The sequence below is a fragment of the Flavobacterium sinopsychrotolerans genome (genome assembly GCF_900110375.1).
Classification (GTDB): Bacteria; Bacteroidota; Bacteroidia; order Flavobacteriales; family Flavobacteriaceae; genus Flavobacterium; species Flavobacterium sinopsychrotolerans.
On the sequence record NZ_FODN01000001.1, the window covers coordinates 654220 to 667733 of the forward strand.

Annotated in this window: 13 protein-coding genes; 9 read left to right on the plus strand and 4 right to left on the minus strand. The window is 36.4% G+C overall.

Annotation, left to right across the window (positions count from 1 at the left end):
- Window positions 1-12: 12 nt before the first annotated feature.
- Window positions 13-471, minus strand: a complete 459-nt coding sequence (locus tag BMX64_RS02935; RefSeq protein WP_091166166.1) for an RNA methyltransferase — start codon at window positions 469-471, stop codon at window positions 13-15.
- Between the two features lie 308 nt (window positions 472-779).
- Here BMX64_RS02935 and asnS point away from each other — a divergent pair, with 308 nt between their 5' ends.
- A complete protein-coding gene (gene asnS / locus BMX64_RS02940; RefSeq protein WP_091166168.1) occupies window positions 780-2216 on the plus strand; it encodes an asparagine--tRNA ligase in 1437 nt (478 codons plus the stop codon).
- Between the two features lie 83 nt (window positions 2217-2299).
- Window positions 2300-3766: an RNA polymerase factor sigma-54 gene (gene rpoN, locus BMX64_RS02945; RefSeq protein WP_091166170.1), complete on the plus strand. Its 1467-nt coding sequence runs from the start codon at window positions 2300-2302 to the stop codon at window positions 3764-3766.
- 81 nt (window positions 3767-3847) lie between these two features.
- Here the strand turns inward: rpoN and BMX64_RS02950 are convergent, their stop codons facing one another.
- Window positions 3848-4441 carry a thymidine kinase gene (locus BMX64_RS02950; protein WP_091166173.1) on the minus strand — a complete coding sequence of 198 codons (594 nt, stop codon included), beginning with the start codon at window positions 4439-4441 and terminating at the stop codon, window positions 3848-3850.
- Between the two features lie 249 nt (window positions 4442-4690).
- On the opposite strand from BMX64_RS02950, the gene BMX64_RS02955 reads away from it, so the two are divergent.
- From BMX64_RS02955 to BMX64_RS02985, 7 genes are all read left to right on the plus strand, one after another.
- The gene (locus tag BMX64_RS02955; protein WP_091166175.1) at window positions 4691-5770 is read left to right on the plus strand and encodes a hypothetical protein; all 1080 of its coding nucleotides are present in this window, start codon (window positions 4691-4693) and stop codon (window positions 5768-5770) included.
- Window positions 5771-5848: 78 nt separating this feature from the next.
- Entirely contained in the window at window positions 5849-6562 is a 714-nt protein-coding gene (rsmI, locus tag BMX64_RS02960) for a 16S rRNA (cytidine(1402)-2'-O)-methyltransferase (RefSeq protein WP_091166177.1), read from the plus strand.
- A gap of 2 nt (window positions 6563-6564) precedes the next feature.
- Complete coding sequence (locus tag BMX64_RS02965) at window positions 6565-7617, plus strand: flavin monoamine oxidase family protein (protein ID WP_091166179.1); 1053 nt, start codon at window positions 6565-6567, stop codon at window positions 7615-7617.
- A 15-nt stretch (window positions 7618-7632) separates the two neighbouring features.
- Window positions 7633-7980, plus strand: coding sequence for a HopJ type III effector protein (locus tag BMX64_RS02970; RefSeq protein WP_091166539.1), 348 nt, complete (start codon window positions 7633-7635; stop codon window positions 7978-7980).
- Between the two features lie 103 nt (window positions 7981-8083).
- The gene (recJ, locus tag BMX64_RS02975) at window positions 8084-9775 is read left to right on the plus strand and encodes a single-stranded-DNA-specific exonuclease RecJ (protein ID WP_091166182.1); all 1692 of its coding nucleotides are present in this window, start codon (window positions 8084-8086) and stop codon (window positions 9773-9775) included.
- A 10-nt stretch (window positions 9776-9785) separates the two neighbouring features.
- Window positions 9786-11054, plus strand: coding sequence for an MFS transporter (locus BMX64_RS02980; protein ID WP_091166184.1), 1269 nt, complete (start codon window positions 9786-9788; stop codon window positions 11052-11054).
- Between the two features lie 149 nt (window positions 11055-11203).
- Complete coding sequence (locus tag BMX64_RS02985) at window positions 11204-11560, plus strand: hypothetical protein (RefSeq protein ID WP_091166187.1); 357 nt, start codon at window positions 11204-11206, stop codon at window positions 11558-11560.
- Between the two features lie 243 nt (window positions 11561-11803).
- Here BMX64_RS02985 and BMX64_RS02990 read toward each other — a convergent pair whose 3' ends face one another.
- Both BMX64_RS02990 and BMX64_RS02995 read right to left on the minus strand, forming a co-directional pair.
- A complete protein-coding gene (locus BMX64_RS02990) occupies window positions 11804-12577 on the minus strand; it encodes a hypothetical protein (protein ID WP_091166189.1) in 774 nt (257 codons plus the stop codon).
- 183 nt (window positions 12578-12760) lie between these two features.
- Window positions 12761-13513: a UDP-2,3-diacylglucosamine diphosphatase gene (locus tag BMX64_RS02995; RefSeq protein WP_091166191.1), complete on the minus strand. Its 753-nt coding sequence runs from the start codon at window positions 13511-13513 to the stop codon at window positions 12761-12763.
- Window position 13514: the final 1 nt, after the last annotated feature.

Sequence of the window (13514 nt, forward strand, 5' to 3'; positions counted from 1 at the left end):
AAAGAGCGATTTTTAAGATCTGGGTTTATTAAGTCCACGATCATAAAGAACAATACTTCCTGCAACAGAAACATTCAAACTTTTTTCGGATTTGAATTTTACGAGGTAATGACATTTGGCAATGGCAGCTTTTGATAATCCGTTATCCTCAGCGCCCAATAGATATACACAGCGTCTTGGATGTTCAAAAGTTTCTAAATCAGTTGCATTTTCATCTAATTCAACACCTACTAATCGGGCACCTTTTGGTAAGTTTTTATAAAAGTCTTCGAACGACTCATAATGAAAATAAGGGATTGACTTTACAGCATTATGCGTATCGCAAGCCTGTTTAGCATAGCGATTGCCTATGGTAAAGATATAACTTGCACCAAGATTTTGTGCTGTGCGCCATAATACCCCCAAGTTCTCAGGAGTTTTACCGTTTTGAATCCCAATACCAAAATACTCTGTTACAAAATTGTCGTTCATGGGGCAAAAATACAAACTGTTACTAGGTTTGTCAAGTTTTTAAAATATTTATGCTTGGAGTGTTTTGCTCATCGTGTCGTTATTTATTGGGACAGCTTCTGTTTGTGCTTGAAAACCTAAAATTCCACCGCAACCTAGCCCTGATAGCAGCGGCATCCTTTTACTTTTTTCTTTAAAAAGTAAAAGATATAGCGAATAGCAGGAAATAGCTTCTGATTACCCTATTTCTTACAATGACTTTTCAAACAAATCATTTATATTTGCAGTTCAGTCACGAGACAATTTTTAATATCAATTATATACATAAAATGAGACATACAAAAGTTAAAGACTTACTAAACAGCACAAAAACGCTTCATGAAGTAAATGCAAAAGGATGGGTGAGAACTTTTAGAAACAATCAATTTATTGCCTTAAACGATGGCTCGACCATTGATAATATACAATGTGTTGTCGATTTTGAGAACACACCAGACGAAACCTTGAAGCGAATTACGACTGGAGCAGCAATATCTGTAACAGGAACTTTGGTAGAAAGTAAAGGTGCCGGACAAAAATTTGAAATTCAGGTGGCTAAACTGGAAATCCTTGGAGATTCAGATGCAGAGAAATTCCCGATACAACCAAAAAATAAACCAAGCTTAGATTTCTTACGTGAAAATGCGCATTTAAGAGTTCGTACCAATATGTTTGGAGCCATTATGAGAGTGCGTTCTGTATTATCATATGCGGTTCACAGTTATTTCCAAGAGAAAGGTTTTGTGTATGTGAATACGCCAATTATCACGGGATCGGATGCTGAAGGTGCTGGTGAAATGTTTAAAGTTACCGCTTTGCCATTTGACGGAACACCAAGAACTGAAGACGGAAAAGTGAATTACAAAGAAGATTTCTTCGGGAAAGAAACGAACCTAACGGTTTCGGGACAACTGGAAGGAGAAACTTTTGCGATGGCTTTGGGTCAGATTTATACTTTTGGACCAACTTTTAGAGCCGAAAACTCGAATACTTCTCGTCACCTTGCGGAATTTTGGATGATTGAGCCGGAAGTGGCGTTCAATGATTTGAATGATAATATGGACTTGGCTGAAGATTTTATTCAATATGTAATCAAATATACAATGGACAAATGTCCGGAGGATTTGAAATTCTTAGAAACGCGATTATTGGATGAAGAGAAATCAAAACCCGTTGCAGAAAGAAGCGAAATGGCTTTGCTAGACAAATTAAACTTTGTTTTGGAAAACAATTTTAAACGCGTTTCGTACACGGAAGCAATTGACATTTTGAGAGAATGTACACCAAATAAAAAGAAAAAATTCAACTATATCATTAACGAATGGGGTGCTGATTTACAGTCAGAACACGAACGTTACTTGGTAGAAAAACACTTTAAATGTCCGGTAATCTTGTTTGATTACCCGGCAAATATTAAAGCATTTTACATGCGTTTGAACGAAGACGGAAAAACAGTTCGCGCGATGGACATCCTTTTCCCTGGAATTGGAGAAATCGTGGGAGGTTCTCAAAGAGAAGAACGTTTTGATGTTTTGGTTGAAAAAATGAAAGCCTTAGGAATTGATGAAGAAGAATTGTGGTGGTATCTTGATACCCGAAAATTCGGTTCAGCAGTTCACTCTGGTTTTGGACTTGGATTCGAAAGATTAGTATTATTTGTAACAGGAATGACAAACATTCGTGACGTAATTCCTTTCCCAAGAACGCCAATGAATGCGGAATTTTAAAAATTTGTTTCAGATTTAAAGTTTAAGGTTGTTGAAAGTTCAGCAACCTTAAACTTTAAACCTTAAACTTTTAAACAATAAAAATGCTAAAGCAATTCTTAAATTTAAAGTTATCACAGAAATTATCTCCACAGCAAATTCAGCTGATGAAGTTAATTCAATTGCCTACGCAAGCTTTCGAACAACGTTTATTGGAAGAAATGAACGAAAATCCAGCTTTGGAAGCCGGAAAAGAAGAAGATGAATATGAAAAGGATGAGTTCGAAAATGAAGATTATGACGATTATGATGATTCGGAATCAGACAGAATTGAAGCCGAAGACATTAACATTGACGAATATTTAAGTAACGACGAAACACCGGACTATAAAACACAGGCCAATAATTACAGCGATGACGACGATGATCGCGAAACGCCTTTTGCAGCACCGGTTAGTTTCCACCAAGATTTAATCAATCAGTTGAATACCTTTATATTGAATGAAGAGGAGCGTGAAATTGCTGAATTTTTGGTGGGAAGTATTGATGACATGGGTTATATCCGCAGAAGCGTTCCAGATATGGTAGACGACATGGCATTCACGCAAGGCATTTACACCGATGAGAAGATGGTGGAAAAAATGTTGCAGGTAATTCATGAACTGGAACCATCAGGCGTGGGCGCACAAGATTTACAAGAATGTTTGTTGTTGCAACTAAAACACAAAACACCAACAGAATCCGTAGAACTGGCTACTGATATTATCGAAAATCAGTTTGATGCGTTTACCAAAAAACATTACGACAAGCTGTTGCAAAAATATAATGTTTCGAATGAGCAACTTAAAAAAGCCATTCACGAAATAGAAAAACTAAATCCAAAGCCAGGCGGATCATTTACTGGAAACAACAAAGTAACTGAAAATGTAGTTCCTGATTTCGCCATCAGAATTGTGGACGGTGAATTGGAATTGACCTTAAACGGACGAAATGCTCCTTCCCTGCACGTTTCTAAAGATTATCAGGAAATGATGCAAACCTACAAGGATTCCCGTGATAAATCAGCACAGCAAAAAGATGCGGTGCAGTTTATCAAACAAAAACTGGATTCGGCTAAATGGTTTATCGATGCGATACGACAACGTCAGGAAACGCTTTTTGTAACCATGAATGCGATTATGCATTATCAGGAAGAATATTTCTTGGATGGTGATGAAACAAAGTTGAAACCAATGATTCTGAAAGATATTGCTGATATGGTAGGTCTTGATATTTCCACTATTTCACGTGTGGCAAACAGCAAATACGTGGAAACGCCTTATGGCACGAAACTAATTAAAGAATTCTTCTCGGAAGCGATGAAAAATGACCAAGGCGAAGATGTTTCGACATTGGAAATCAAAAAAATTCTTCAGAACACCATTGAGGAAGAAGATAAGAAAAAACCACTTCCAGACGATCAATTAGCCGAAATTCTTAAAGAAAAAGGCTATCCAATCGCAAGAAGAACAATTGCAAAATACAGAGAACAACTCGATATTCCGGTAGCGAGAATGAGGAAGAAAATGTAAGATTGTTGATTTAAAAATACTAAAAAGGGGAAATTTGTTTAAAGACAAGATTTCCCCTTTTTTATAAAAATATAATTTTCTTTATTTTTTCTCCTGATCTTTCCGCATCGCATGATAATACGCGGCACGACTCAACGGTTCGTATTCTTCTGTTTCTCCTAACATAACGAGTTTGTCATTGTCGGTTTTTCGGAAACTGTAATTCGCTAGATTTCCGGTGCGGGTGCATACGGCATGCACTTTGGTAACATATTCGGCAGTTGCCATTAATGCGGGCATTGGACCAAAAGGATTTCCCTTGAAATCCATATCTAATCCGGCAACAATTACACGGATTCCCTGATTCGCCAAATCGTTACAAATTTTGACAATTTCGTCATCAAAAAATTGTGCTTCGTCAATTCCTACAACATCACAACCTTGCGCCAAAATAGCAATATTTGCGGCAGCGGGAACGGGTGTGGAACGAATTTCGTTAGCATCATGAGACACTACCATTTCATCATCATAACGCGTATCGATTGCCGGTTTAAAAATTTCGACTTTTTGCTTGGCAAACTGCGCTCTTTTCAAACGACGGATCAATTCTTCGGTTTTACCCGAAAACATGGAGCCACAAATGACTTCGATCCAACCAAATTGTTCTTTATGATTTACTGTATTTTCGAGAAACATTTTGTATTTTTCTGACTTAAAAAATGAATAGTTTTTATTACTTTGTAATAGACAAACCGACTTAAAAATTTTATACTTTTACGTCGTTTCAAAAGTATAAAATTTATATCAAATCGGAGATTTGCGAGCACTTATTTAAAAAAATAAAAATCGCGTACACAAAGAATCCCTTTTCTGGGGGCGATATAAAAAGGTAATACAAAAACGCATCAAAAAAGCCCCGCCTAACACCCTATAATTTCAACAGTTATGAAAAAAAAATTGGAAGCCGATTTAATCAGCATTGCACACAGAATATTACAGCTAAAAAATAAATCTGACATCAATCAATTATATCTGGAAACGCAGAAGTTATATGAAAAACTTTCTGTCTTACGATTTGTGGACGAACATTTCAGTGAAGCAAAACCAACTATTGGTATAACGGAAATTAGCAAAGAAATAGAAACTATTTATGACAAAACTGAGTCCACTCAACCGGAAGCAGCAATTGTAATTGACGAAACTGCTGTGGAAGAACCTGCCGAAACGACTTTGGAACAAACCGAAGAAACAACTCCTTTAGCGGAACAAGAAACTGCTACAACAGAAAATGAAAGCGTTTTAGAGGAAGAAGAAGCAATAACTGAGGAAATTCATGAGGAAGAAAAAATCACTGAGGAATCTGTAGATGAAGATGCAAGTGAAATCCCTTTGGAACAAACAGAAAAAGTAATTGACGCGAGCGAGGAAGAGGAAGAAACTGTGGTAGAACGAGAAATAGTTGCGAGTACAGAAAAGGAAATAGAAGAAGAAACAGTAGAACGTGAAGCGCCTTTTGAACCTGCTTTTGAATTATCACAGGAAAAAGAAGTGCAGACCGAACTGGAAATACCAAAGAAAACAGAAGCCGTACAAATCTCTTTTGAAGATTTATTAGGTGGCAATTACCACGATACACTTTTTGTAAAAAAACAGCAAGTCGATAATATTCCCACTGCAATAGTTATTGAAACCCCAAAAGAAGTGTTACCTGCTGAAGAGCCAAAATTAGAAAATGTTTCAGCAGACTCTGCTGAAAAAGCGGAGCCAAAAACAGTTTCTTTGAACGATAAGTTAGCCAAAGGAATCAACATCGATTTGAATGATCGTTTGGCCTTTATAAAACATCTTTTTGGAAACAGCAGCGAGGATTACAACCGTGTTTTAAGCCAACTTATCACGTTTGACACCTTCTATGAAACACGCGATTTTGTACAGGAAATGGTAAAACCAGATTACAACAATTGGGAAGGAAAACAAGATTATGAGGAACGTTTCATGGATATTATAGAGAAAAAATTCTTGTAATTTTCCTATAACTTTTTCTGAATATACATTTGAACAAATACAGATTTTCTATAAAATTTGTATTTAATTACTTTATCTATGTCAAAATTATACATCGTTCCTACGCCTATCGGCAATCTTGAAGACATGACTTTTCGAGCCATTCGGATTCTTAAGGAAGTCGATTTGATTCTCGCCGAGGACACGCGTACGAGTGGAAAATTGTTGAAACATTTCGAGATTGGCACACACATGTACAGCCATCACATGCACAACGAACACAAAACCATTGAGAATTTAATTTCGAGATTGAAAGCTGGAGAAAATATCGCCTTGATATCAGATGCGGGAACACCCGCAATTTCGGACCCCGGATTTTTATTGACCCGCGCTTGTGTTGAGAATGGAGTTGAAGTCGAATGTTTGCCTGGAGCAACAGCATTTGTACCTGCATTAGTAAACAGTGGCTTACCGAATGATAAATTTGTTTTCGAAGGTTTTTTACCTGACAAAAAAGGGAAACAAACCCGTTATTTGGCTTTAGCCGAAGAAACGCGTACAATGATTTTATATGTTTCACCGCATAAATTAGTGAAAACTTTAGCGGAATTCATTACTTATTTTGGTGAAGACAGACCGATTTGTGTTTGTAGAGAATTATCAAAATTGCACGAAGAAAATGTTCGAGGAACGGTACGAGAAGTTTTGACTCATTTTGAAAAAATAGCTCCAAGAGGAGAAATTGTTGTGGTTGTAGGTGGAAAACAAATAACAAAAGAGCCTAAAAAATCTAAATTCTCAGCTGAAGAATAATCATGAAAAAGGAAAAAGTTATTGTAATCGGTGCGGGACTTTGTGGACTCTACACTGCTTTTTTACTTCAAAAAAAAGGAATAGAAGTTCTGATATTGGAGGCCAATACCAGAATTGGAGGCCGCATAAAAACCATAACCGGAACAACAGCTGTCACGATGGAAATGGGTGCGACTTGGTTTGGAAATCAACACCGGCATCTTCTGGAGGTACTTCACATTTTAGAACTCCCCTATTTTAGACAACATACAAAGGGCATTTCATTATTTGAAACAATGTCTTTTGTACCGCCACAGAAATTTGAAATCTCAGATTCCAAAGAACCTTCTTTTCGTATCGTGGGTGGAACAGCAACTCTAATTGAGAAATTAGTCTCTGAGATTGGTCTACAACATATTAAAACACAAACTAAAATAATCGCAATAAAAGAGCAAAATAATCAATTAATAGTAACGGATTCAAGCGGAAGCAGTTATTCAGCCGATAAAGTAATCAGCACTATTCCACCCAATTTGCTTGTAAACTCGGTGATTTTTGAACCCAAATTACCCGACAATTTCACACAACTAGCCAAGAAAACGCATACTTGGATGGGCGAATCTATAAAATTCGCTGTGGAATATAAAACTCCTTTTTGGAAACAGAATAATTATTCTGGAACGTTATTCAGCCAAGCCAGTATTATTCAGGAAATGTATGACCACAGCACTGCTGATAATTCCGGTTTTGCATTGAAAGGTTTCCTAAATGGGGGAACCGCAGTCCTGTCTTTTGAAGAACGCAAAGAAAAAGTAATAGCGCAACTAACGACATTCTTTGGGCCAGAAGCTTCGGATTATGTAGCCTATTATGAGAGCGTTTGGAGGGAAGAACCACTTACATTTCAGCCGTATGAACAACTTGTATTAGCGCACCAAAACAACGGACATTCGCTTTTTAAAACACCATTATTAAACGAAAAATTATATGTTTCTGGAGCTGAAACAGCCAATCAAAACCCTGGTTATATGGATGGCGCTATTTTTGCCGCGAAAACAATTGCCTCACAATTCTAAACAATGAAAATCAATATGACTATAGCCGCTTTCTTAGAGAAATTAAAACAAACACCTGAAGCAATAGTATTTCCAGAAACCATTGCTACTATCGAAGAAAACTACGACTTTACACCTACAGCATTCGAGAATGGTTTGCAACACAATGCAGCAGGAGAAAATTCAGGATCTTGCAAATTATTTTCGTTCGCCGAAATTCAAAACTTATCAGAAGCAGAAACACTAGCCTGTTTTGGAGCCTATTATTACGAAGATGTTTTACAAAATCCAAACGGAACTGATCACCAAAACATCCGCAATTTCATGAAAACCGGTTGGGATGGAATTGCCTTTTACGGAAGTGCTTTAGTATTGAAAAAATAAAAATTGTTAAAATGCTAATTGCTATTATAAATCGATAGACGTAATTAGCGAATTAGCGGTGGTTCCCTTTTCGAATTTCTAAATTTTATAATACCAAATCAATATGCGTTGGACCTTCAAACCAAAACCTTCAGAGGAGACTGTACAACATTTGGCGAAAGCGCTGAATGTAGAAGATTTTGTGGCCACTTTATTAGTGCAACGCGGTATTGAAACATTTGAAGATGCCAGACGGTTTTTTCGACCAAGTTTAGAGGATTTGCACGATCCATATTTGATGAAAGATATGGAAAAAGCAGTCGCCCGAATTGAAAAAGCAATTGAAAATGAGGAAAATATTCTCGTTTTTGGTGATTATGATGTCGATGGAACCACGGCAGTTTCACTCGTTTCTTCCTATTTAAAAACCTATTATCCGAACGTGGCGACCTATATTCCGGATCGTTATGATGAAGGCTATGGAATTTCATTTAAAGGAATTGACTTTGCTGATGACAATGGATTTTCACTTATAATTGCTTTGGATTGTGGTATAAAATCTATCGATCATGTGGGGTACGCCAAAGCAAAAAACATCGATTTTATCATTTGTGACCACCATAGGCCGGGAGAATTCTTACCCGAAGCTATTGCCATTCTCGATCCAAAAAGAGACGATTGTTCCTATCCCTACGATGAATTGTGCGGTTGCGGAATAGGTTTCAAATTGATTCAGGCTTTAGGCCAAAACCGAAATGAAACAATCGATGATTTGATTCCGTATTTGGATTTGGTTTCAGCTGCGATTGCTGCTGATATCGTCCCTATGACTGGAGAAAATCGGGTGCTGGCTTATTTTGGATTGCAAGTCATCAATTCTGACCCAAGACCGGGAATCAAAGCCATCATTCACCAAATAAAAAAACAAACTTTAGATATTACCGATGTTGTTTTCATCATCGCACCCAGAATAAACGCCGCCGGACGCATTAAACACGGGAATCATGCGGTGGAATTATTAACCGAATTTGATTTTGAGCAAGCCCAACAATTTGCTTCTGAAATCGAGGCGTATAATTCGGAGCGAAAGGATTTAGACAAATTAATCACGAAAGAGGCGTTAAAACAAATTGAGGAAAACAATGAAAAAGAACGTTTTACCTCCGTAGTTTTTCAAGAAGATTGGCACAAAGGTGTGATTGGAATTGTCGCTTCCCGATTGATAGAAACCTATTACCGTCCGACACTTGTTTTTACCAAAAGTGGCGATAAATATGCGGCTTCGGCACGATCCGTAAAAGGATTTGATGTGTATAATGCACTCGAAGCCTGTACCGAACATTTGGAACAATTTGGTGGTCACATGTATGCTGCGGGAATGACGTTGAAAGAAGAAAACTATCAAATCTTCAAAGATGCTTTCGAAAAAGAAGTCGAAAGAACCATTCATCCGGATATGTTGACTCCAGAAATTGCGGTTGATGCCGAGATTGATTTTGCGGATATTACTCCAAAATTAATTCGAATCCTGAAACAATTTGAACCGTACGGACCGCAAAATATGACGCCAATTTTCCTGACCAGAAACATCAAAGACACCGGTCATGGAAAACCGCTTGGACAAGAAGACGAACACTTAAAACTTTTTGTCAAACAAAATAACTCCGAAGGCATCGCTGCTATTGGGTTTAATTTGGGAAACAAAATCGAACTGACTACGCATCAAAAACCTTTTCAAGCGGTGTATTGCATCGATGAAAACGAATGGAAAGGTAAATTAAGTTTGCAATTGCGATTGCGAGATATTAAACAATGATTCTGTTGCTATGAAAAAAAAAGACCCTTACTCTGCGCTGCGGTATAAAGAATTCAATATTTTTTTGTTATTGCGTTTTGCCATGGTTTTTGGCTGGTCCATGCAGTTTATCGTCATTGAATGGGAAGTATACAGTTTGACCAAAAATCCATTATCGTTAGGAATCATCGGATTAATGGAAGTTATTCCTGCGATTTCAATGGCATTATTTGCCGGTCACATTGTGGACCAAAAGGAGAAAAAAGGATTGCTTTTCAAATGTATTTTAGGTTTTTCAATTATTAGTTTGGGCTTATTTTTATTTACGTGGCCACCTTTTATAAAAGATTTTTCTACCCAAACTATTTTATATTCCATTTACTTTTTCGTGTTTTTAGGAGGATTGGTTCGTGCTTTTCTTGGCCCGACGATATTTTCTCTTTTAGCGTTAATTGTTCCTAAAAAATTATATCCCAATGCCGCCACTTGGAGCAGTTCGGTTTGGCAAATAAGTTCGGTTTTAGGTCCTGCAGTAGCTGGTTTTTCGATCAATTGGATTGGTGTTCATTGGTCCATGTCCATCGTTTTAGGATGTTCAATTTTGGCGTTGATAGCTTTAACCCAAATTGCAACTAAGCCTATTTTAAATCCAAAAATTGGTGAACCCATTATGGAAAGTTTGAAAGAAGGCGTGAAATTTGTGTTCAATAATAAGACTATTTTAGGCGCTTTATCACTGGACATGATTGCCGTTCTTTTTGGTGGAGCCGTTGCGCTATTACCCATTTTTGCACAAGATATTTTGAAAGTGGGACCGCAGGGATTTGGTGTTTTGAGAGCTGCCCCAGCTGTTGGCGCTTTTTTGATGCTGATTATTTCCGCATACATTCCTTTTACTAAAAATGCGGGTATGAAACTGCTGTCGGCTATTTTTGCGTTTGGGATTTGTATTATCGTTTTTGGACTTTCGTCTATTTTTTGGTTATCCGTTGCAGCTTTATTTCTAAGTGGTATTTTCGATGGGATTTCGGTAGTGATACGCCAAACTATTTTGCAATTGAAGACTCCGGATCACATGCGAGGCCGAGTTGCAGCCGTGAATTCTATATTTGTGGGTTCTTCCAATGAATTGGGAGCTTTTGAAAGCGGATTAACGGCGAAGCTGATGGGAACTGTTAGCGCAGTGGTCTTTGGCGGAAGCATGACATTGATTACCGTATTTCTTACCGGTGCCGTATCGCCTACTTTTAGAAAACTGGACTTACAAAAAGATGTTGAGGAACACGAAAAGAGCGAGTAATAATAGTTTTTTTTTAGAAAAAACACTTCTTACTATCTTTCAGTAAATTAATCTCAAGATTACTTACCGACTTTTTTTATGTCATTTTTATGTTTTATTATTTAGAACAAATATAAATAATATTTATATTTGCTTCAAATTGATGACACATGCAAGAAATAAAACAAATATATCATAACAATTTAGGCACTGCTTTTTACTGGAGAAAGGATAATGGCATTGTACTGGACAAAGTCCAACTGGTTTTTAGAGAAATGGGTTTTTATTTTACCCAACAGGAACTGCAACTATTTAAGCGCTGTATTGAGGACAGCTATTTCCAAAATAAATGCTGCGACGATTGTGAACTGAAAAACAAATGCCACAAATTTTTACTAAAAACGCCTTGTTACCAAATTGACTTGGCCGTTTCCATGGAAGAATTAGATGCCGTAAAAGACTTGGTGGAAGGCACTTTATTTAAAATAAATCTGGATGATTATTTGTATGGGGAAGGAATGAATTAGAGTTATTTTATTGAATAACTATCTAATAAATAGCATTTTAAAAAAAAACTTTAATAATGCAAGAATAGGCGCAAATTCAGACACATTTTCGCAGCACATAAGATTAAGACTTCGTGTAGCTCTGTAAATCCCTCTAAAAACTTAACGATATCCATAGGTAACGGACGTGTAATCGGTTCCGTTCAACACAGTTTTCATTGTTTGTGCTACGCACGTAACGAAACTCCGGCTTTTAGCAGATGTTTATATGTCTAACCGTATTTTTTCAAGAACTTTTTCTCCATCTTTCGTAATTGAATAATATTTTGCGGAAGTTGAATATTGAGATTTATAAATAAGTAAACCTAACTGTAATAAATAATCAAGTGATTTATTGTCATTTAAAATAGTTTCTCCCCGTTGAATAGATAAACATAACTTTAAAAACTCATCAATATAATTTTTAGCTTTTAAACGATTTATGAAAACATCTGTTCTGTCTTCGGAATTAGAAGGCTTGAAAACATCCATTTGACCATTATTTGTTTCACTTTTAATCTTTGAAACTTCTATTATCTCGTTTTCTAGACTTTTGATTCGAGCTTCCAATCGCGATTTAGTTTCACGTTCTTTATCTAAACGGTTTTGTAAATCATCACTTTCGGCACGAATTCTTTCATATTCTTCTTTTAATACTATAGATTTAGAATCAGTAATTTTATAAATCCAAGGAGTTAAGCGTTTTTCTGATAAATTGACAATAAATCTTGAAATATTTACGAGTAGATAGGTTAAAATTAAAAGTCCAAACGACCAGTAGATATTAATTAATAGATTTTCTACAAAATCAGTTTTGTTATAATAGTCATTAACAAATGTGATTTTATCTTTTAGCCTTAAATTTGAGTCAAAATTAAGCAAGCTATAAATTAAATCCCAATTTCTAATTAGCCATACGAGTAGATATGTTCCAAGAAATGGATTTTTAGTTTTTTCCTTAAAGTTATCCGAAAATGATATTAAAAAATCTTTAACCATTAGCAATTTTTATATTTGTTATTTGCACCTTGTTTGCCAAAATACCAGCTAACTCATTTATATATCTGACAATCGTTAACTAAATCAAATATATACAAAAAAGAAGACGCTAATGGATAACCCCCAACATATTTGTCAGTTTTTTACACAATCAAAAAAGTCGAAAAAACCCTTGAAAATTTATTAATACTTTTTGATTTCGAAAGTCTCGCCATCAAAAACACCATAGGTAAAATACGTAATCCAGTCGCCTAGATTTACATACTCAGAATTTTCTCCTACGGTTACTTTCATAGGCAAATGACGGTGTCCGAAAATAAGGTAATTGTAGTGTTTGGTTTCTAGTTTTCTTTTAGAATAAAGAATAAGCCATTCGTTGTCTTCGCCAAGAAAAGTTACATCTTCATCGCCAGAAATCAATTTATTCTTTACGGAAAGGTATTGCGCCAGTTTCACGCCAATATCCGGATGAAGCCATCTAAAAAGCCATTTGAAAAAAGGATTTGTAAATATCTTTTTCATGCGTTTGTATCCTAAATCTCCGGGACCTTTTCCGTCTCCGTGGCCAATAAGGAATGTTTTATCTCCAAAAGTATATTCTTGATTGTCATGAAACACAGGAATATTGAGTTCTTTCTGGAAATAATCGGCCATCCATAAATCATGGTTTCCCACGAAGAAATAAATAGGGATTCCGGAGTCTCTGATTTCGGCGAGTTTACCTAAAACACGAATAAATCCTTTTGGGACTACGGTTTTGTATTCGAACCAAAAATCAAATAAATCGCCCAATAGAAAAATAGCTTCTGCATCGCCTTTTACCTCATCGAGCCATGCTACGAATTTTTGTTCTCTAGGAAAACTCAGTTCGGGTGTTGGTGCGCCAAAATGTTGATCGGAGGCGAAATATACTTTTTTATTATGGGGTAATTGCATG